At 72.6% G+C, this 19,957-nt stretch carries 18 protein-coding genes and 2 pseudogenes; 11 read left to right on the top strand and 9 right to left on the bottom strand.

Annotation, left to right across the window (positions count from 1 at the left end; translation table 11 throughout):
• Nucleotides 1-31: 31 nt before the first annotated feature.
• Both MM440_RS00745 and MM440_RS00740 read left to right on the top strand, forming a co-directional pair.
• Nucleotides 32-1,969, top strand: coding sequence for a penicillin-binding transpeptidase domain-containing protein (locus MM440_RS00745; protein ID WP_241441299.1), 1,938 nt, complete (start codon nt 32-34; stop codon nt 1,967-1,969).
• 37 nt (nt 1,970-2,006) lie between these two features.
• Entirely contained in the window at nt 2,007-3,218 is a 1,212-nt protein-coding gene (locus MM440_RS00740) for an MFS transporter (protein ID WP_241441298.1), read from the top strand.
• On the opposite strand, the gene MM440_RS00735 is transcribed toward MM440_RS00740, so the two are convergent.
• The gene (locus tag MM440_RS00735; protein WP_241441297.1) at nt 3,200-3,685 is read right to left on the bottom strand and encodes a MarR family winged helix-turn-helix transcriptional regulator; all 486 of its coding nucleotides are present in this window, start codon (nt 3,683-3,685) and stop codon (nt 3,200-3,202) included. The genes MM440_RS00740 and MM440_RS00735 overlap by 19 nt on opposite strands.
• Before the next feature lie 272 nt (nt 3,686-3,957).
• On the opposite strand from MM440_RS00735, the gene metB reads away from it, so the two are divergent.
• The gene (gene metB / locus MM440_RS00730; protein ID WP_241441296.1) at nt 3,958-5,235 is read left to right on the top strand and encodes a cystathionine gamma-synthase; all 1,278 of its coding nucleotides are present in this window, start codon (nt 3,958-3,960) and stop codon (nt 5,233-5,235) included.
• Here metB and MM440_RS00725 read toward each other — a convergent pair.
• From MM440_RS00725 to MM440_RS00710, 4 genes and pseudogenes are all read right to left on the bottom strand, one after another.
• Nucleotides 5,212-5,787, bottom strand: coding sequence for an LOG family protein (locus tag MM440_RS00725; protein ID WP_241441295.1), 576 nt, complete (start codon nt 5,785-5,787; stop codon nt 5,212-5,214). The genes metB and MM440_RS00725 overlap by 24 nt on opposite strands.
• 28 nt (nt 5,788-5,815) lie before the next feature.
• Nucleotides 5,816-8,321 (bottom strand): annotated as a pseudogene (locus MM440_RS00720) (glycoside hydrolase family 65 protein).
• Nucleotides 8,318-9,031 carry an HAD family hydrolase gene (locus tag MM440_RS00715; RefSeq protein ID WP_241441294.1) on the bottom strand — a complete coding sequence of 238 codons (714 nt, stop codon included), beginning with the start codon at nt 9,029-9,031 and terminating at the stop codon, nt 8,318-8,320. Before MM440_RS00715 ends, MM440_RS00720 begins: the two are co-directional and overlap by 4 nt.
• A 101-nt stretch (nt 9,032-9,132) precedes the next feature.
• Entirely contained in the window at nt 9,133-10,089 is a 957-nt protein-coding gene (locus MM440_RS00710; protein WP_241441293.1) for a DUF389 domain-containing protein, read from the bottom strand.
• 213 nt (nt 10,090-10,302) lie between these two features.
• On the opposite strand from MM440_RS00710, the gene MM440_RS00705 reads away from it, so the two are divergent.
• Nucleotides 10,303-10,518 (top strand): DUF2283 domain-containing protein, encoded by a 216-nt coding sequence (locus tag MM440_RS00705; protein ID WP_241441292.1) that lies wholly within the window; start codon nt 10,303-10,305, stop codon nt 10,516-10,518.
• Between the two features lie 3 nt (nt 10,519-10,521).
• Here the strand turns inward: MM440_RS00705 and MM440_RS00700 are convergent, their stop codons facing one another.
• Nucleotides 10,522-11,532 carry an LLM class flavin-dependent oxidoreductase gene (locus tag MM440_RS00700; RefSeq protein ID WP_241441291.1) on the bottom strand — a complete coding sequence of 337 codons (1,011 nt, stop codon included), beginning with the start codon at nt 11,530-11,532 and terminating at the stop codon, nt 10,522-10,524.
• A 141-nt stretch (nt 11,533-11,673) separates the two neighbouring features.
• On the opposite strand from MM440_RS00700, the gene MM440_RS00695 reads away from it, so the two are divergent.
• The 4 genes from MM440_RS00695 to MM440_RS00680 all read left to right on the top strand — a co-directional run bounded on the left by MM440_RS00695 (nt 11,674) and on the right by MM440_RS00680 (nt 13,728).
• The gene (locus tag MM440_RS00695; RefSeq protein WP_241441290.1) at nt 11,674-12,219 is read left to right on the top strand and encodes a YceI family protein; all 546 of its coding nucleotides are present in this window, start codon (nt 11,674-11,676) and stop codon (nt 12,217-12,219) included.
• A gap of 161 nt (nt 12,220-12,380) precedes the next feature.
• Nucleotides 12,381-12,896, top strand: a complete 516-nt coding sequence (locus tag MM440_RS00690) for a universal stress protein (RefSeq protein WP_241441289.1) — start codon at nt 12,381-12,383, stop codon at nt 12,894-12,896.
• Nucleotides 12,893-13,330: a fluoride efflux transporter FluC gene (locus MM440_RS00685; protein WP_241441288.1), complete on the top strand. Its 438-nt coding sequence runs from the start codon at nt 12,893-12,895 to the stop codon at nt 13,328-13,330. The genes MM440_RS00690 and MM440_RS00685 overlap by 4 nt, the downstream gene beginning before the upstream one ends.
• Nucleotides 13,327-13,728: a fluoride efflux transporter FluC gene (locus MM440_RS00680; RefSeq protein ID WP_241441287.1), complete on the top strand. Its 402-nt coding sequence runs from the start codon at nt 13,327-13,329 to the stop codon at nt 13,726-13,728. The genes MM440_RS00685 and MM440_RS00680 overlap by 4 nt, the downstream gene beginning before the upstream one ends.
• Nucleotides 13,729-13,808: 80 nt before the next feature.
• Here the strand turns inward: MM440_RS00680 and MM440_RS00675 are convergent, their stop codons facing one another.
• Together MM440_RS00675 and hrpB are read right to left on the bottom strand one after the other, a co-directional pair.
• Nucleotides 13,809-13,997 (bottom strand): DUF5302 domain-containing protein, encoded by a 189-nt coding sequence (locus MM440_RS00675; RefSeq protein ID WP_241441286.1) that lies wholly within the window; start codon nt 13,995-13,997, stop codon nt 13,809-13,811.
• A gap of 120 nt (nt 13,998-14,117) precedes the next feature.
• A pseudogene (gene hrpB / locus MM440_RS00670) lies at nt 14,118-16,773 on the bottom strand (ATP-dependent helicase HrpB).
• Between the two features lie 71 nt (nt 16,774-16,844).
• On the opposite strand from hrpB, the gene MM440_RS00665 reads away from it, so the two are divergent.
• Nucleotides 16,845-17,315: a YbaK/EbsC family protein gene (locus MM440_RS00665; protein WP_241441285.1), complete on the top strand. Its 471-nt coding sequence runs from the start codon at nt 16,845-16,847 to the stop codon at nt 17,313-17,315.
• Here MM440_RS00665 and MM440_RS00660 read toward each other — a convergent pair.
• Nucleotides 17,207-18,478, bottom strand: a complete 1,272-nt coding sequence (locus MM440_RS00660; RefSeq protein ID WP_241441284.1) for a trans-sulfuration enzyme family protein — start codon at nt 18,476-18,478, stop codon at nt 17,207-17,209. The two genes, MM440_RS00665 and MM440_RS00660, sit on opposite strands and share 109 nt — an antisense overlap.
• A 108-nt stretch (nt 18,479-18,586) precedes the next feature.
• Between MM440_RS00660 and MM440_RS00655 the strand changes: the two genes are divergently transcribed.
• Together MM440_RS00655 and MM440_RS00650 are read left to right on the top strand one after the other, a co-directional pair.
• Nucleotides 18,587-19,111 carry an Lrp/AsnC family transcriptional regulator gene (locus tag MM440_RS00655; protein ID WP_241441283.1) on the top strand — a complete coding sequence of 175 codons (525 nt, stop codon included), beginning with the start codon at nt 18,587-18,589 and terminating at the stop codon, nt 19,109-19,111.
• Between the two features lie 62 nt (nt 19,112-19,173).
• Nucleotides 19,174-19,953: an alpha/beta fold hydrolase gene (locus MM440_RS00650; protein ID WP_241441282.1), complete on the top strand. Its 780-nt coding sequence runs from the start codon at nt 19,174-19,176 to the stop codon at nt 19,951-19,953.
• Nucleotides 19,954-19,957: the final 4 nt, after the last annotated feature.

The raw sequence follows: 19,957 nt of genomic DNA, 5'->3' as shown, positions 1-19,957 counted from the left end.
ATGATGGGAACCGCCGAAAGAGGGGGTCCTGATGTCCGCTCGTCCCGCCGCGTGGATGCTCGTCGCCGTCCTGGGGGTCACGGGCGCCTCCGGCGCCCTGGCGGCCTGCACGAGCGGCCCGTCCGCCAAGGACGCCGCCACCGCCTTCGCCGCGGCGGTCCAGTCCGGGTCGGTGCAGGGCGTGAGCTTCTCCGGCGACTCTGCGGCAGCGGCGACGTCGGCCACCCGGCTGCTGACGTCGTTCGGCGCGGTGCACCCGACCGTCACGGTCGACTCGGTCTCGGAGGACGGCGACAAGGCCACCGGCTCGCTGACCTACACCTGGACGCTGCTCCCCGGGACGCCCGCCTGGCGCTACACCACCCAGGTGCCGCTGACCAAGGGCGCGGACGCCTGGCAGGTCGTCTGGTCACCGGCGACCGTCGTCGCCGGGGCCAAGGCGGGCGACACCATCGGCGTGACCCGCACCCAGGGCAAGCGGGGCGACATCCTCGCCGGCGACGGGCAACCGATCGTGACCGAGCGAGACGTCCTGCGCGTCGGCATCGACAAGGCCAACGCCGACCCTGCGGCGCTCCCGGCAGCAGCCGCCGCGCTGGCCAGGCTGCTCGGCATCGACGCCGCCGCCTACACCAAGGCCGTGACGTCGGCGGGGCCCCAGGCGTTCGTCGAGGGTCTCGTGGTGCGCGCCTCGGACACAGCCACCGTCACCAAGGTGTCCGCCGGTCTGGGCGCCATCAAGGGTGCCGTCGCCCTCAAGGACACGCTGCCGCTGGCGCCCACCCGGGACTTCGCCCGCCCGCTGCTCGGCACGGTCGGGGAGGCCACCGCCGAGATCGTCGAGGCCTCCAAGGGAGCCGTCGGTGCCGGTGACGAGGTCGGCCTGTCCGGTCTGCAGAAGGAGCACGACGCGACCCTGCGCGGCACCGCGGGCGTCACCGTGGGGGCTACCGACTCCGCGGGCGCGGGCCGAGTGCTGCACGAGATCAAGCCCACGGACGGCAAGCCGTTGCAGACGACGCTCAGCCTGGCCGAGCAGAGCAAGGCCGAGGCCGTGCTGGCCGCGGTGCAGCCGGCGAGCGCGATCGTGGCCATCCAGCCCTCGACGGGCAAGGTGCTCGCCGCCGCGAGCGGGCCTGGGGGACAGGGCTACTCGACGGCGACGCTCGGGCAGTACGCCCCCGGCTCGACGTTCAAGATCGTCTCCGCGCTCGCCCTGCTCGACGCGGGGGTCAAGCCCACCGACCCGGCCGCCTGCACGCCGACGCTCACGGTCGACGGGAAGTCGTTCAAGAACTACGACGCCTACCCGACCGACAAGCTCGGCAGCATCCCGCTGCGCACGGCCTTCGCCGAGTCGTGCAACACGGCGATGATCGCGCTGCGGGCCAAGGCGACGCCCCAGGGGCTCGTCGACGCGGCGCGCTCCGTCGGTCTGGTCGGGCAGCCCGGTCTCGGCTTCCCGGCCTACCTCGGCAGCGTCAAGACCGCGACGGACGAGGTCGAGCACGCCGCCGACATGATCGGTCAGGGCACCGTCACGGCGTCCCCGCTCGGGATGGCGACCGTCGTCGCGTCGATCGTCAAGGGCAGCACGGTCACGCCCCAGCTGGTGGTCGGGGACCCGGCGGCCGCGTCGTCGTCGACCCCCTCACCCACGTCGACCCCCTCACCCACGTCGACCCCTTCACCCACGTCGACCCCCACGCAGATCGCCCAGGCGCCGGCCGTGCGCGATCTGATGCGGGCGGTGACCACCGAGGGCTCCGGCCGGCTGCTCGCGTCCCTGCCCGGGGCGCCCGTGCTGTCGAAGACGGGGACGGCCGAGTTCGGCACCGCCGTCCCGCCCGAGACGCACGCGTGGATGGTCGCTGCTGCCGGCGACCTCGCCGTCGCCACCTTCGTCGACCTGGGTGACGGCGGCGCCAAGACCGCCGGCCCGCTGCTCAAGGCCTTCCTGCAGCCGTAGCGCTCCCGGTGGCGGCCGCCAGGCATACTGGCCTGTCGTGACCACCCGCACCGACGCCGCCGTCCGCATCCCCCGCGAGATCTGGGTGCTGGTGGCCGCAGCGTTCGTGATCGCCATCGGCTACGGGCTGATCTCCCCGGTGCTGCCGCAGTTCGCCCGCAGCTTCGACGTCGGGGTGGCGGCCGCGTCCGTCGTGGTCAGCGCATTCGCCTTCTTCCGGCTCGTGTTCGCGCCGCTCGGCGGAGCCCTCATCGGTCGCCTCGGTGAGCGACCGGTCTACCTGCTCGGACTGCTGATCGTCGCGGCCTCGACCGCGGCGACGGCGTTCGCGCAGACCTACTGGCAGCTGCTGCTCTTTCGTGGGGTGGGCGGCATCGGCTCGACGATGTTCACCGTGTCGGCCATGGGGCTGATGGTGCGCCTCGCCCCGCCGAGCATCCGTGGGCGGGTGTCCTCGGCCTACGCGACGGCGTTCCTGCTCGGCGGCATCCTCGGCCCGGTCGTGGGTGGGGTGCTGGCCGGGCTCGGGATGCGGATGCCGTTCATCGTCTACGCCGTGGCGCTGCTCGTCGCGAGCGCCGTCGTCGCGGTCTTCCTCAAGGACGCGTCGCTGCGGCCGGCGCCGGGCACCCCGGTGCTGGCCGTCATGACCGTGCGCGAGGCGCTCGCGGACTCGGCCTACCGCGCGGCACTGGTGTCCAGCTTTGCCAACGGCTGGGCGAACTTCGGTGTGCGCGTAGCCCTCCTGCCCCTGTTCGCGGCGGTGGCCGTCGCGGGTGAGCCCTGGGTCGCGGGCGCAGCGCTGGCGATCTTCGCCGGCGGCAACGCGGTGGCGCTGACCCTCTCGGGTCGGCTGACCGACGTGCGCGGACGCCGCCCGCTGGTCATCGCGGGGCTGGTCGTCAGCGGCGTCGCCACGATCGCCTTCGGGCTCGCGTCAGCGCTCGTGCCGTTCTTCGTGCTGTCGGCGGTCGCGGGCCTCGGCACCGGCCTGCTCGGTCCCGGTCAGCAGGCTGCGGTGGCGGACGTCATCGGGCGTGACCGCTCCGGTGGCAAGGTGCTCGCGGCGTTCCAGATGTCCTCGGACCTCGGCGCCATCCTCGGCCCGGTGCTCGCGGGCGTGCTCGCCGACCGACTCGGCTTCGGCTGGGCGTTCGGCGTGACCGGGCTGGTGCTGCTCGTCGGGGCGCTGGCCTGGCTGCCGGCGCGCGAGACGATGCCTGCGGCCGATCAGGACGCCGGTCGGTAGGTCCGCGCGCGGTCCTCGGGATCCAGCTTCGGCACGATCGTGCCGAAGACGTCCTTCAGCGCCTCCACCTGTGCCGGGGTGAGCCCGTCGAACACCAGTCGGCGGACGAAGTCGGCGTGCCCGGGGGCGGTCTCGACGACCTTGGCCCAACCCGCGTCGGTCAGCACTGCCTCGGTGCTGCGGCCATCGCCGGGCACCGCTCGTCGCTCCACCCAGCCGGACCGCTCGAGGCGGTCGACGAGGTGCGAGAGCCGCGACATGCTCATCGCCGCGATCGCGGCGAGCCGGCTCAGTCGGACGGCGCGTCCCGGCGACTCGGACAGGGCGGCGAGCACGGCGTAGGACGCGTGGTTGAGGCCCGCGTCGCGCTGCAGCTGGCTGTCCAACGCACCCGGGAGCAGCAGCAGGGCGGCCATGAGGGCACGCCACGCATCCTCCTGCTCGGGGGTCAACCAGCGGGTTTCCATAGCGTCATCCTAATCCGTGAGTTGATCATTCAAATAGCGGATTGCCGCAGGTCGGCGGCGTTTTGGTCAAGGTGGGTGAACGTCGCGACGCAGACTTTTCGCGCTCACCCGCTCCGTAGCCACCTCGCCGCCCGAGGGGCGAAACCGTCTTGGGTGCGCGCCGCTCGTCTCGATAGCCTGCGGCGAGCGTGCCCAGCCCTGCTCGACCCAGCGACCCGACTCAGCGACCTGACCCACCGATCTGACCCACCGACCCCTTGCGAAGGATCACGATGACCGACTCCACCCGCGACGCCCACGAGGTGACCGAGGCCCACGCCGCCACGGCAGCCCGCCAGTCCGCGACGAGCAAGGTCACCATGTCCTCGGGTCACCGCCCCCAGACGGCGGCGGTGCGGGTGGGCATCGGCACCGACGAGGCTCAGGGCGCGGTCGTGCCCCCGATCTACCTGTCGAGCACGTTCTCGTTCCGCGCCTTCGGTGAGGCGCGCGACTACGACTACACCCGGGCCGGCAACCCGACGCGCGACGTCCTCGGCACGGCGCTCGCCGAGCTCGAGGGTGGGGCCGGCGGGGTCGTGACCTGCACCGGCACCGCGGCCATGACGACCATCGTCACGGCGCTGACCAAGCCCGGCGACGTCGTGCTCATCCCGCACGACTGCTACGGCGGCACCTGGCGGCTGTTCGTCGAGCTGGCCGACAAGGGCTACCTGGTCCACCGCACCGTGGACTTCACCGACCCCGCTGCCGTAGACCGTGCGCTCGCCGCGGGCGACGTCACCGTCGTGTGGCTCGAGACCCCGTCGAACCCGCTGCTGCGCATCACCGACATCGCCGCCGTGACGGCCGCCGCCAAGGCGGCCGGGGCGACCGTGGTGGCCGACAACACCTTCCTGTCGCCGCTGCTGCAGCAGCCGCTGGCGCTCGGGGTGGACCTGGTCTTCCACTCGACGACGAAGTACATCAACGGGCACAGCGACGTCGTGGGCGGTGCGATCGTCAGCTCGACGGACGAGCTGCACGAGCGGATGACCTACTGGTCCAACGTGCTTGGCGTCACCGGCGCGCCGTTCGACTCCTACCTCACGGCGCGCGGGCTGCGCTCGCTGCCGGCACGGCTGCGCGTCCACGAGGAGAACGCTCGGGTGGTGGCCGAGCTGTTCGCGAGCCATCCCGCCGTCGCCGCGACCTACTGGCCGGGGCTGCCCGACCACCCGGGCCACGACATCGCGGCTCGCCAGCAGCGCGGCTTCGGGTCGATCGTCAGCCTCGAGCTGGCCGGGGGCGAGGCCGCGGTGCGTCGCTTCGTCGACGGACTGACGTGCTTCTCGCTCGCCGAGTCGCTCGGTGGCACGGAGTCGCTCGTCGACCACCCCGCCACGATGACCCACCTCGCGATGACGGACGAGGCGCGCGCGGCCGCGGGCGTGACCGACGGCCTGCTGCGGCTGTCGATCGGCATCGAGGACCCGGCCGACCTCGCCGCCGACCTGACCCGCGCGCTCGACCGGGCGCTCGCGACCTCAGGTGCCGGGGACCAGGGCTGACCGACCGGGGGTGACCCGCTCCTCGAGCTGGTCCAGCAGGGTGTCGACGGTCGGCGCGACGACCAGGTCCTCGAGGACGCCGGGTCGGATGAAACCGGCATCGCCGAGGCCGATCACGCTGTCCAGCAACGGAGTCCAGAACCCGTCGGCGTCGAGGAACGCGACCGGCTTGTCGTGGTAGCCGAGGGTGCGCCAGGTCCACACCTCGAAGATCTCCTCGAGGGTGCCGAGCCCACTGGGCAGCGCGACGAACGCGTCGGAGCGCTCGGCCATCATGGCCTTGCGCTGGTGCATCGACTCGACCGCGTGGAACTCCGTCAGTCCGGTCTTGCCCCACTCGCGCGCGACCATCGCGGTGGGGATGACGCCGATGACCTCGCCACCGCCGTCCAGGGCGCCCTGGGCGACCGCGCCCATCAGGCCCGCCCCGCCCGCGCCGTAGACCAGACCGATGCCGCGCTCGGCCAGGGTCTGGCCGAGCGCGTAGGCGAGGTCGGTGTGCGCGGTGCCGGGGGCGGAGCCGCAGAACACGGCCAGTCGCTGGAGGTGCATGGGATCCAACGTAGCGCCCAAGCGGTCGTCAGTCGGTGCGCTGCGCCTCTTCCCAGCTGAGGTCGGGGTCGGGGATGCCGGCGGTGATCAGGGTGCCGTCGGCGCGCTTGCCCCCCACGATCGGGTGGGTGCCCTCGAAGCTCGGGAGCCGCGGACCCTGGTTGGCGAGCGGGACGGTCGTGCCGGCCCCGGGCTCTACGGTGCAGGTGGTGCCTCGGACACAGACCTCCAGCGGGCCGCCCTCCTCGACCTCGAAGTGAATCTCCTTGGTCCGCAGGGTGACTCGAAGGCGCGTCCCGCGCACGCGGATCGGGAAGCTGAGCTCGGGCCACTCGCGCGGCAGGCGCGGGTCGAACGAGATCACCCCCGTGGTCGCGCAGACCGGCGAAGCCGTGGACCAGGGCGGTCCACACGCCACCGGCCGAGGCGATGTGCACGCCGTCGGAGGTGTTGCGGTGGAGGTCCGCCAGGTCGACGTAGAGGCCGGTGAGGAAGTAGCGCAACGCCATGTCGGCGTAGCCCACCTCGGCCGCGATGATCGACTGCACGACGGCCGACAGGGTCGAGTCGCCCGTGGTGATCGGGTCGTAGTACTCGAAGTCGGCCTTCTTCTCGGCGAGGGTGAACTGGTCACCCTGCAGGAACAGCGCGAGCACCACGTCGGCCTGCTTGAGCACCTGGAAGCGGTAGATCACGAGCGGGTGGTAGTGCAGGAGCAACGGTCGCTTGTCGGCGGGGGTGTGCTCGAGGTCCCACAGCTCGCGGTCGAGGAAGTGGTCGGCCTGCGGGTGCACGCCGACGGTCTCGTCGAAGGGGATGAACATCCCCTCGGCGCAGCGGTCCCACTCCTCGATCTCGTCCTCGCTGAGGTCGAGTCTCTTCACGAGTCGCGAATACGCCTGCGGGTCATCGTGCTTCATCTGCGTGAGCACCGCGGCGGCGTTGTGCAGGTTGGCCTTGGCCATGACGTTCGTGAACAGGTTGTTGTTGACGACGGTGGTGTACTCGTCCGGTCCGGTCACCCCGTGGATGTGGAACGACTCGGTGCTGTTGGTGCGCCAGAAGCCGAGGTCGGCGAACATCCGGGCGGTCTGGGCGAGCACCTCGGCTCCGTCGCGATACATGAATCCGTTGTCGCCGGTGACCTCAGCGAACTTGGTGAGGGCGAACGCCACGTCGGCGTTGATGTGGTACTGCGCGGTGCCGGCCGCGTAGTAGGCCGACGCCTCCTCGCCGTTGATGGTGCGCCACGGGTAGAGCGCCCCGCGCTGGGACATCTCGTAGGCGCGCTCCTCGGCCTTGCCGAGCAGGTTGATCCGAAAACGCAGCGCGTTGCGGGCGATCGACGGGTTCGTGTAGGTGAGGAAAGGGATCACGTAGACCTCGGTGTCCCAGAAGTAGTGCCCCTCGTAGCCCGACCCGGAGACGCCCTTGGCGGCCACCCCCATCTGGTCGGCGCGGGCCGCCGCCTGGGCGAGCTGGAAGAGGTTCCACCGGGTGGCCTGCTGGACGGCGTCCTGGCCGGGGATGGTCACGTCGGTGTTGGCCCAGTAGGTGTCGAGCCAGCGCCGCTGCTCCGCGGCGTAGTGGTCGAAGCCGTGCTCGCGGACCCGGTCCAGCGTGCGCCGACAGCGGTCGAACAGCTCGCGGGTCGGGACGCCGCGCGAGGTGTGGTAGCTCACGGCCTTGGTGATGGTGATCGGGCGGCCGGGCTCGGCGCGGACGCGGTAGACCTTCTTGCCGAGGTCGGGCTCGGTGGAGATGAGCTCCTCGAACGCGTTGTCCGTGACGATCGTGTGGTCGGCGCCGACCGCGAGGGTCATGCCGGAGTTGACGCAGCGGTAGCCGAGGATCATCCGACGCTCGCTGTTCCAGGCCTGCTGCGGGTCGAGCACCCGCTGGTCGAAGCGGCTGGACTTGCGCGGGTCGAAGCCCTCGCCGGCCGCCGCCGTCGCCACGTGGTACTCGTCGAACCCGTCCTGGCGGTTGAGGACCTGGCTGGAGACGACCACGGGCGCGGACCCCTCGAGCATGGTGACCTCGAAGGTCATCAGCGCGAGGTGGCGCTCGGTGAACGACACCATGCGGGTCGACACGACCTTGACCCGCTTGCCCGACGGCGTGCGCCAGATCAGGTGGCGGCGCAGCACCCCGTCGTGGAAGTCCAGGCTGCGCTCGTAGTCCTCGAAGTCGGCCATCGACAGCAACAGCGGCTCGTCGTCGACGTAGAGCTTGATGGTCTTGGTGTCCGGCACGTTGACGATCGTCTGGCCGGTGCGCGCGAAGCCGAAGGCCTCCTCGGCGTGCCGGATCGCCCAGGTCTCGTGGAACCCGTTGATGAAGGTGCCGTGCGAGTGGGCGTGGCGGCCCTCCTCGACGTTGCCGCGCATGCCGAGGTAGCCGTTGCCGACGGCGAACAGCGTCTCGGTGGTGCCGAGGTCCTCGTCGGACGGGTAGCTCTCGACCAGGCGCCAGGGGTCGACGGGGAAGCGGTCGCGGTCGAGCGGGTCGGGGCCGATCTCGTGGACGTTCATGCGAGGAGCTCGGCGAGGTCGGACACGACGACGTCGGCACCGTTGGCGAGCAGGGACTGTGCTCCCGCGCCACGGTCTACGCCGACGACGAGGCCGAAGGCGCCGGCGCGGCCGGCCTGCACGCCGGAGTGGGCATCCTCGAGGACGACCGCCCGCTCGGGCTCCACGCCGAGCTGCGCGGCGGCGTCCAGGAAGGTGTCCGGCGCCGGCTTGCCCGGCAGGCCCTTCGCCTTGGCGACGCGGCCGTCGACGATCACCGGGAAGCGGTCGATCAGGCCCGCCGCCGTGAGGACGGCGGGGGCGTTCTGCGAGGAGGACACCACGGCGACCTTGGTGCCGCGGGCCGCGAGCTCGTCGAGCAGCCGCACCGAGCCGGGGTAGGCCTGCACGCCGTCCCGCTCGAGGACGGCGTTGAACGCGTCGTTCTTGCGGTTGCCGAGGCCGTGGACCGTCTCCTCGGTGGGGCCGTCGGTCGGCTCGCCCTCCGGCAGCGCGATGTGCCGCGAGGCGAGGAACGAGCGCACGCCGTCGTAGCGCGGCTTGCCGTCGACGTAGGCGAAGTAGTCCGCGTCCGTGTAGGGCTCGATCACGCCTCGGCTCAGCAGGTAGCCGTTGAACATGTCCGACCACGCGCGCATGTGCACGTCGGCCGTGGGGGTGATCACGCCGTCGAGGTCGAACAGCGCAGCGTCATAGGAAGTCCAGTCCACGCCTCCATCGTAGGGAGCGCGGCGCGCCCCGTGGGCCGCTTGACCAGATTCGTTTGAACGTTCATCCGAGTGGCCACCGTGCGGGGGTCGGGTCAGCGGGCTCAGCCCCGCCGGGGGCTGTGCCGGTAGCGCTGCGGCAGTCGCGCGCGCGACCACACCTGCTGCTGGATCAACAGGGTCAGCCAGCCGGCCAGGGCCATGCCCGACAGAGTCAGCGCCAGCTGCTGCAGGCTGCCGACGACCTCGCTGGTGACGCCCAGGGCGAGACAGAGCGCGACGTTCCCGGCGGCGGGGATCGTGGTCACCGAGATGAACACGCCCGACAGGCCGGTCACCCGGCTGGAGGTCAGCGACAGGACGCCGGCGGCTGCCGCCACGACCGCCACGATGACGGACCACCGGTCCGGGCTGTAGATGAACGCGGTGCCGGGGCGCGGGCCCGTCACGTCCTGGACGTCCACCCACCCGAGGGCGTGCGCCAGGAGGGCGAGCAGGCAGGTGACGCCGATCGCCACCGCGAAGCCGACCACGAGAGTGATCGCGGCGTGCCCGAGCAGACCGATCCGCTTGCGCACCAAGGCAACTCCGAGGGCGGCCACGGCGCCGAACTCGGGTCCCAGCACCATTGCCCCGATCACCAGGATCTGGCTGTCGACGATGATCGCGATCGCGGCGATGACCGTGGCCAACACCATGAACGTCACGTAGGTCCAGTTGAGCTCGGACTCGTCGTAGGCCCGCTGGGTCACGTCGGTCCACACCACCGCGTCGGTCGGGCTGCCGGGGATCGAGGCCTCCGCGGCCAGCCCCGCGCGTGACAGCCACACCGGCACCGCCTCGAGATGGATGGTGCCCTCGTGGTGCAGGCCCACAGCGCGGAGCTCCTCGATCACGTCGTTGACGCACTCGCGGGCGACATCGGCGTAGACCAGGTCGCCCGGCGGCTGCAGCGACGCCCCGCGCACGAGCGACAGGCTGCTCACCCCAGGACGATCGCGCAGGACGCCGAGCACCTGCTCGGAGAGGGCCGTCGGGACCGCCATGCGCAGCTGGAGCATGGTCCCAGTGTGCCGTCCCGCCCCGTCCGCGCCGGGCGGCAGGGCTCACCTGGTTGGCTACGAGGTGGCGAGCTGCTCGAGGGTGCCGGTCTACGATCGATCCATGGACGGTCACCGCGTCGCAGGCGGGACGACGCGCGACGACGACGCCGCTGGAATGACCGGTGGGCAGCTCGACCGCAAGGTCATCGCGCACCGTCTGGTGGTGGCACGGTGAAGGTCACCTACGACGCAGTCGCGGATGCTGCGTACATCTACCTGGTGGACGAGATCGGAGTCGGAGGGGTGGCCAAGACTCACGCGTGTGATCCAGGAGAGGTCGGTGGGGTGGTCAATCTGGACCTCGATGACTCCGGCCGGCTCATCGGTGTCGAGGTGTTGGGCGCCTCACGGCTGTTGCCGCCTGAGTCACTGGTCCAGCAGCCCTGAGACTCACCGCGAGACTGCAGATGTCGGACACGACACGCCGAATCCGTGTCCGACATCTGCAGTCTCGATGGGGCTGAGGCGGGCGGCAGGGCTCACCCGGTCGGCTACGAGGTGGCGAGCTGCTCCGGCGGTGGTGACGCGCGCGAAGAGCTCGGGGTCGACCTCGAAGGGGGAGTCCGGCGCCGGGCCGTGCACGACGACCTCGGTGATGCCCACCTCGGCGTGTCGGCCCACGAAGTCGACCAGGCGGTCTACGGAGTCGAGCAGGTGCGCACCCTCAGGGGTGAAGCCGGTGAGCAGGATCCGGCCGAGCTCGGCGGGGGCGCGGCCGGCGTCGGCGCACGCCTGCTCCAGCCGTTGGACCTGAGCACCGATGGCTGCGACAGAGTCCGCAGGAGTGGCGTCGCCGAGGGTGGGGTCGCCGGTGGTGACCCAGGCCTGCCCCAGCCGCGCCGCCAGGCGTAGACCCTTCGGCCCGGTCGCGGCGATGGCGAACGGGATGCGGGGCTGCTGGACGCACCCCGGGACCGAGCGCGCCTCGTCCGCCGAGTAGTACGTGCCGGACCGGGTCGTCGCCGGCTCGCGCAGGAGCTCGTCCAGCAGGTCGACGAACTCCGCGAACCGCGCCGATCGCTCGCGCGGCGTCCAGGCCTGCTGGCCCAGCGCGGTGGCGTCGAATCCGCTGCCGCCCGCGCCGACCCCGAGCGTCACGCGTCCGTCGGAGACGTCGTCGAGGGTCATCAGCTCCTTGGCGAGGGTCACCGGGTGGCGGAAGTTGGGGGAGGTCACGAGCGTGCCGAGCCGCATCCGGCTGGTCACGGCTGCGGCCGCGGTGAGCGTGGGCAGGGCGGCGAACCACGGGCGCTCGCGGAACATCCGCCAGGTGAGGTGGTCGTAGGTGTACGCCGCCGCGAAGCCACTCTGCTCGGCGTCCAGGTAGGCCTCGCGACCTCCCTCGTGCCACGGCAGGACCGGCAGCAGGCACACGCTCAGTGCAGTCCTCAGTGCAGTCATGGAGCCCACCCTAGGGGTCCGGCGCAGCTCGCCGACAGGGCCGGCCGACGCCGCGGGAATACCTCGGGAAGGTTGACACTTCATCTAACTGACCGTAAGGTAGATGAAGATTCAACAATCCACGAGAACCAGGAGAAGCACATGACCACGCTCCAGCAGCTGGACGGCACCTACACCATCGACGCGACCCACAGCCGGATGGGCTTCGTCGCCCGTCACGCCATGGTCACCAAGGTCCGCGGCTCGTTCGACGGGTTCTCCGGCGAGGCGAGCACCGCCCCCGGCCTGGCCGACGCGCGCATCGCCGTGAGCATCGACGCCGCCAGCATCGACACCCGCAACGCCGACCGTGACGGCCATCTGCGCACCGGCGACTTCTTCGACGCCGAGTCCTACCCGACGATCACCTTCGTCTCGACGGACGTCGAGGCCGTCGACGAGGACACCCTGCGCGTCGCGGGCGACCTCACCATCAAGGGCGAGACCCGCCCGGTGACCATCGACTTCGAGTACGCCGGCTCCGCGACCGACCCCTATGGCCAGCAGCGCGTCGGCTTCGAGGGCAAGGCCGAGATCAACCGCAAGGACTTCGGCCTGACCTACAACGCCGTCCTCGAGACCGGTGGCGTGCTCATCTCCGACAAGATCACCCTCGAGATCGAGATCTCGGCGGTCAAGGGCGCCTGAGCGTCGCCTGACGGGCGCCGCACCGGCGCCGGCCGCACCTCAGCCACAGCACGCCCTCGGGCGTAGAGTCGGTGGCGTGTTCGCTGCATCGCAGCGTTCGCGTCACCGACTCTTGCGTGGTGGCACGTGCCTCCGCACCCCGTGGACCCCGGGAGGACCCGATGAGCGCCGGCCCAGGCCCCGTCGTCGTGGGCATCGTGCCCGACCAGCCCGCCGCGGTGCTCCAGCACGGGGCCAGGCTCGCCGGGCTGCTGGGCGTCGGTCTCCACCTGGTCTACGTAGACCCTGCGCGCTACCCCGTGACCGGTGAGCTGGGCGCCGACCCGACCGTCGAGCTGTCCGCACCGATCGACCCCGAAGGTGACTCCGTCGACGGGTCGCCGTTCGACCGGCAGTGGCTGGACCGGCTCGATGAGATCGTGCGGTCCGCACGTCCGGCGCCGGTGCGGTGGCGGGCACACGTGGCCGCGGGCGAGCCGGCCCGGGCGCTCGCCAGGTTCGGCGACCAGGTCGACGCGGGCTACCTGGTGACCGGGTCCCGGGAGCGTCGCTCCCGCAGCTTCCGCGACTTCTTCGGCGGGTCGGTCGCCGTGCATCTCGCACACCACCAGAGCCGACCCGTCGTGGTCGTCCCCGTCGCGCCGCTGGCCCCGGACGAGCCGTTGGACCTGGCGTGAGTCCTGCTGTGCTGCACCAGGATCCGCGCGCCTGGGCCGCCGTCGGCGTCGGCGGAGCACTGGGGACGGCGGCTCGTGAAGGCCTCGTCCTGGCCGTGCCGTGGACCGGTGAGCTGCCCGTCGTGATCCTGGCCATTAACGTCGTCGGCGCGTTCGTGCTCGGCGCCCTGCTCGAGGCCCTGGTGCGCTCCGGGCCGGACGTCGGCCGGCGCCGCGCGGCTCGGCTGGCAGTCGGCACCGGCTTCTGCGGCGGCTTTACCACCTACAGCACCCTCGCGACCGGCACTGCGCTGCTGCTCGGGCACGGGCACGTGGCGACGGCGGTGCTCTACGGCGTCCTCACGCTCGGGCTCGGAGCGCTCGCGACGATCGGCGGCATCGCCTGGGGTGTAGCGCTCGCTCGACGACCCGCGGCACCGGCCGCCGGGTCATGAGCGCCCTCGAGCTCGTCGTCCTCGCCGTCGCTGGCGGCGTCGGTGCGGTCGCGCGCTTCCTGCTGGACTCGGTGGTCCGCGCGCGTCTCGGTGCCGCCCTCGGCTCAGCCCTCGGCGGCCTGCCCCTCGGCACCCTGGTCATCAACGTCACCGGCTCGTTCGCCCTCGGCCTGCTCACCGGGCTCGGTCTGCGCGGCGCGGTGACGTCCGACCTCGTCGCGGTGCTGGGCACCGGCTTCCTCGGGGGCTACACGACGTTCAGCACCGCGAGCTACGAGACCGTGCGGCTCGCCCAGGCCGGCCGCTGGATCGCCGCGTCCATCAACGCCATTGGCGCGCTCGTGGTCTGCGTGGTCGCGGCCGGGCTGGGGCTGTTCGTTGCCGGCCTCGGCAGCTGACGGCTCTCGGCCGATCGGCGAGCAGGTCCGGACATGACGACGGGGCGACCCCGGTGGGGCCACCCCGTCGCCGAGCGAGCTCAGCCCGACTTGCGCCGGAACATCTGCTGCGTCCCGGAGGTCTCGGGACCGTGCGTCCCGTGTGCCTTGGACCGGGCCGAGTGGTCCGAGACGTCGCGCCCCGCGTGGGCGTTCTTGCGATCGAGCGCCTCGCGGAACTTGCGCTTGGTCTCTTCGTCAGGACCCTTGTTCGCGTTCTGTCCAGTCATCACGCCTCCTTCGCCGTAGATCTGCCCACTGTGTCACGCCCCGGCGTCCGGGTCGACCGGATTGCGTCCGTCACGGACCTGCGTCGCGGCTGCCCACGGCCCTTGACTCTGGACAGCGGGTCAGCGAGCGCGCGGGTGCTTGACCCGCGCGGTGGGTGCGGCGGTCCAGGGGTCCTCCGGCCAGGGGTGCCGGGGGTAGCGACCCCGCATCTCGGCGCGCACCCGGGCGTAGGGGCCGGACCAGAACGACGCCAGGTCGTCGGTGACCGCCACTGGGCGACCCGCGGGGGAGAGCAGGTGGAAGAGCAGTCGCACCCGCCCGTCGGCGATCGTCGGGGTCTGCGCCCACCCGAAGCACTCCTGCAGCTTGACGCGTACCACGGGGCGCTCGTCGGTGCGACCGACCTCTGGGTACTCGATCCGCACGGCGTGCCCGGTCGGCACCGTGAGCCGCTCGGGCGCCAGCTCGTCCAGCCGGGCCGCGGCGGGCCACGGCAGCAGGCCGCGCAGCACGCCGGTGAGGTCGGGGCTGCGGCCCCGGGCCAGGTCGTCGCCCACCGGCTCGACCAGGGCCGCGCCGTCGGCCAGCAGGGCGGCATCCGACACGTCAGGCCAGGGCGCCCCCAGCGTCGTGTGCAGCAGCGCGAGGCGTCGACGGAGCAGGTCCGCGCCGGCGGGCCAGGTCAGCCGGTCGAGCCCGTCGCGTGCCAGCGCCGCACGCACCGCGGCGCGGGCGTCGGCCGTGGTGGCACGCACCGGCGTCGCACTCAGCACCACAGCCCCGATCCGGCGAACTCGCCTGGCGCTCAACCGCTCCCAGTCGTAGAACGCGGTCGTCTCGTCCGCGACGAGATGGGCTGCCGCCAGCTCTACGGTGTGCTGGTCGACGGGGATGGCGGCGCGCACGACCGCACCGGTGCCGGCCGTCGCCGCGCCCTGCGCGCGGGTGACCTCGCTGATGGCCAGCCACTCGTGACCACGCAGCCCGCTCGCCGCAGGCAGGCCCGCGCGGGTCCCGGAGACGAGCAGCGCCGTGTCTCCGTCGACCCGGGCCAGCCGGTTCGGCCAGGTCAGCGCGACGATGGTGCCGAGAGCGGTCTCGGGTGAGCCGTCGGGTGTCGGTAGCTCGGGTGCCGGTAGTCCAGGTGCCGGTAGTCCAGGTGTCGGTGGGCCTGGGCGTGGCGGGCCGGCATGCGCCGGCGCGTGCCGGCGCGCCAATCGGGTGAGCCGGTCCGCCTCGTGCCGCCACGCGCCGGCCGAGCCGCGCCGACCACCCCGACGCCGCTCCCGGAGCGTCTGGGCGAGGTCGGGGTGAGTGCCGTCCTCCGCGAGCAGCGCCACGACCTCGGCCGCGGTCTCGGCGCCGAAAAGCGTTGCGCCGTCGAGGAGCCCGCGCGCGAGTCGGGGATCTACGGGGATCTGGGCGAGCCGCCGCCCGACCTCGGTGACCCGGCCGTCCGCACCGACGGCACCGAGGGACCGCAGCTGGTCCTCGGCGTCGTCCATCGCGGCGACCGGTGGCGCGTCCGGCAGCCGCAGCCCGACCCCACGCGGCGACCCCCAGCAGGCCAGCGTGAGCGCTGCCCCGGTGAGGTCCGCGGTGAGGATCTCGGGGGTCGAGTGCGCGGGCATCCGGTGATAGGTCGCGCTCGTCGTAGCACCGCACCACCGTGCCCGGCCCGAGCCGTGCCGCGCGGCCCGCGCGCTGGTCGGCGGAGGCGCGCGAGCTGGTGAGCGTGACGAGGCCGGACATGTCTCGCACGGCGTCCCGTCGCGGCTCGCGGGAGAGCCCGCTGTCCACGACCAGGTGCACCCCGGGCACGGTCAGCGAGGACTCGGCGAGCGCGGTGCTCACGACGACTCGTGGCGGGTCGCCCGGGCATCGTCCGCCGGTCGCACGGTCCTGCAACGCGGGGGCGATCGACCCCTGCAGCTCCAGGACCTCCCGGTGGGGGAGCAGGTCGCGCAGGGCATGCGCCACGGTCGCCACCTCATGGCCCCCGGGGACGAATACCAGTGCGTCCGTAGACCGTCCGCTCCGCTCGTCGTCGGCGACCGCGGCCGCCGTGGTGCGGGCGACGTGCTGCAGGAACTCGCGCGAGACCCCACGCGCATCGGTCCGCAGGCCCGGGAAGGGCGCCCACCGCGTCGTCAGCGGGTGCAGCGCGTCGGGGGCGTCCACCAGGGCCGCGGGCTCGTCGTCGCCGAGGAGCGTCGCGAACCGGGCGGCGTCGACCGTGGCCGACATGGCGACCAGATCGAGGTCGTCCCGCAGCTGGCGGACCTCAGTCAGCAGGCCGACCAGCAGGTCGGTGTCGAGCGCACGCTCGTGCACCTCGTCCAGCACCACTGCGCCGACGCCGGGCAGCGCCGGGTCGGCGAGGAGCCGCCGCAGCAGGATGCCGGGCGTGACCATCTCGACCAGGGTGTCGCGACCGACCTCGCGTGCCCCGCGCACGGTGAATCCGACCGACCCGCCGAGGGTTTCGCCAGCCAGCGCCGCCAGCCGCGATGCGGCAGCTCGAGCGGCTACGCGGCGCGGCGCGGTGACCACCACCCGCTGCGGGGCGCCGGCAACGCCACCACCACGACGGGCCAGCCGGTTGGCGAGCAGAGGCGGGACGAGGGTGGTCTTGCCCGTCCCCGGGGGCGCCTGCACCACCGCGACGCCCGGGGTCGCCCGGGTCAAGGCCTCCTCCAGCGCCGGCAGCGACCCGGCGAACGGCAAGCCCGCGCCGATGGTGCGCAGGTCGAAGGGGCCGTCGGTCGGGGTCACAGACCCAGTATGTCGAGCCCTCGACCGCGCACGGCTGCCGCGGACGGGCGAGCCGTGGCAGGCTCTACGCCATGTCCTTGGACCGCGCACGCACCCACCTGGCCCGGCACGGGCTGGCCGACCACATCCGCGAGCTCGACAGCTCCAGCGCCACCGTGCAGCTGGCGGCGCAGGCGCTCGGCACCGAGCCGGAACGCATCGCCAAGACCCTGTCCTTCCTCGTCGACGGGTCCCCGGTGCTCGTCGTGGCGGCGGGGGACGCGCGCATCGACAACCGCGCGTTCAAGGAGCGCTTCGCCACCAAGGCGCGGATGATCCCGGGCGACCAGGTCGAGGAGCTCGTCGGTCACGCGGTGGGCGGGGTCTGCCCGTTCGGGGTCGAGCCGGGCGTGACGGTCTACCTGGACGAGTCGCTGCGGCGGTTCGACACGGTCTACCCGGCGTGCGGGACCGCGAGCAGCGCCGCGGAGCTGACGCTCGCCGAGCTGGAGCGCGCCGCGGAGCCGGCCGGCTGGGTCGCCGTGACGTCGGTGCCCGAGTGAGTCGCGCGTAGCGCCTGCGCCAGGTCCGCGACGAGGTCACCGGCGCCCTCGAGCCCGACCGAGAGGCGCACCAGGTCGGCGTGCGGGCGGGCCGCGGCGGCGACGGGCCGGTGGGTCAGGCTCGCGGGATGCTGGATGAGCGAGTCGACGCCACCGAGCGACACGGCGTGCACGATGAGCCGGACGTTGCCGACCAGCGTTGCGGCCGAGTCGAATCCGCCGCGCAGGGTGAACGAGACCATCGCTCCGGGCCCGGCCAGCTGGGTGCCCAGCAGACCCTGCGGGTCCTGGCCGTCGAGCCCGGGATAGAGCACCCGGTCGACCTCGGGCTGCTCCGTGAGCCACCGCGCGACCCGGCCGGCGGTCTCCTGCTGGGCGCGCACCCGGACGGGCAGCGTCTGCAGGCCGCGGTGCAGCTCGTAGGCCGACAGCGGAGCGAGCAGCCCGCCCGTGAGCGCGCGCACCTGCCGCAACCGCACCGCCCAGTCGCTCGGACCGGCGACCACACCGCCGAGCAGGTCACCGTGGCCGCCGAGGTACTTCGTCGCCGAGTGCAGCACCAACGTGGCGCCCTGGCGGCGCGGCTGCTGGAGGATCGGGGTGGCGAAGGTGTTGTCGACGAGGACTGGCACGGCCCCGGCCTGCCGGACGACCGCCGCGATGTCGACCAGCTCGAGCGAGGGGTTGGCGGGCGTCTCGAGGACGACCAGCCCCGTCTGCGGGGTGATCGCGTCGGCCACCTCCGTCGGGGCGCACCAGGTCACGGTCGTGCCGAGCGAGCCGCTGTCGAGCACGTGATCCGTCCCGCCGTAGAGCGGCCGGATCCCGACCACGTGCGGCGTGCCCGCCTGGACGGCCGCCAGCAGCACCGCCGTGAGCGCGGCCATCCCCGAGGCGAAGGCCACCGCCTCCGGACAGCCCTCCAGCGCTGCGAGGCCGCGCTCGAAGCGGTCGACGTTGGGGTTCCACAGGCGCTGGTAGACCAGGGTCTCGCCGTCGGTCGGCCGGCCTCCGCCGGCGAGGGTGTCGTAGGCGTGGCCGCCCTGGTCGAGGTCCGGCACCGGGTAGGTGCTCGACAGGTCGATCGGCGGCACGTGCACACCCAGGGCGACGAGGTCCTCGCGCCCGGCGTGCACCGCGGTGGTGTCGGCGCTGGGGCTCATGGTCCCAGTGTGGTGATCCTTCTGTTCAAGCGCCGGAGTCGTGCAGGACGTGCGGCACGTGCGTTGTTGGGCGTAGATCCTGCGGTGCGGGAGGTCTACGATCGAGGTATGGCGAAGGACCTGCGAGCCCGCTCCCGACCTCTCGACCCCGGCCCGGCGCCTCGGGAGCGCCCCGCTCTCGACGCCACTGACCGCGCCCTGCTCGCCGCCCTGACCCGTGACGCGCGCCGATCCAACGCGGCGCTGGCGGCCGAGGTGGGGATCGCGGAGTCGACGTGCAGCGTGCGGGTGCGCTCGCTGGTGGAGCGCGGCGTGATCCAGGGCTTCACGACGATCCTCGACCCCGCCGGGCTCGGCCACCCCGTGCAGGCCGTGATCGCCGTGCGCCTCGCCGGGCACGACATGGCCCAAGTGCAGGCGTTCGGTGACGAGGTGTCGGCGCTGCCCGGGGTGCTGGCGGTGTGGAACGTGAGCGGTGCCGACGACTTCGTCGTGCACGTCGCCTGCCCGACGCCGGACGCGCTGCGCGACCTGGTGCTCAGCCACCTCACCTCACGGCCGGGGGTGGTGCACGCCCAGACGTCGTTGATCTTCCGGGCGCACCACGGGGTGGGCGTGCCGCTGGGGGAGTGACGGCGCTTCTCGGGTCCTGAGCCGGCGGGTGCCGCGCGTGGCGGGCCGTGAGAGCGTGGACCATGCCTTTCGCCACGGCCACCGACGGGTCCCGCCTCTGGTTCGACGCCCTCGGCGAGGGCAACCCGGTCGTGCTGCTGAGCGGGCAGTCGCTCGACCACCGCATGTGGATCGGGTTGGCCGAGGAGCTGGCCCAGGACCTCCAGGTCGTGCTTGTCGACAACCGCGGCACCGGGTCGAGCGAGCTCGGTGATCTGCGCGAGAACCCTCTCAGCACAACGCTGTTCGCCGATGACGTCGTCGCGGTGCTGGACGAGCTGGGCCTCGCTCGCGCCTCGGTCTACGGGTTCTCGATGGGTGGCCGGATCGCGCAGCAGCTCGCGGTCACGCACCCCGACCGGGTCGACCGGCTCGTCCTGTCGGCCACCGGACCGGGCGGACCGCACCAGGCGAAGCGTCCCCGATCGGCCGACCAGGCGCTGCTCGGCGGCAACACCGAGGCGGGTCGGGCGGCCCTCGTCGACCTGTTCTTCAGCCGCGAGTTCGCCTCGCAGCGTGGGGATCTCGTCGACGTGATCCTCCCGAGCACCACCCGCGAGTCGATGCGGGCGCACTTCGCCGCCAGCGCCGGGCACGACGCCTGGGCGCTGCTGCCCTCCATCGAGGCGCCGACCCTGGTGATGCACGGCGACGCCGACCAGCTCACCCCGCCCGACAACGCCCGCATCCTCGCCGACCGCATCCCCGACTCCCGGATCGCGCTGATCGCGGACGGCCGGCACGGCTATCTGCACGAGTTCGCCCTGCAGGTCACGCCGTTCGCGGCCGACTTCCTCGCCTGACGGA

The sequence above is a fragment of the Arsenicicoccus piscis genome, from assembly GCF_022568835.1.
Classification (GTDB): Bacteria; Actinomycetota; Actinomycetes; order Actinomycetales; family Dermatophilaceae; genus Arsenicicoccus; species Arsenicicoccus piscis.
This window is presented reverse-complemented; position numbering and strand designations above follow the sequence as displayed.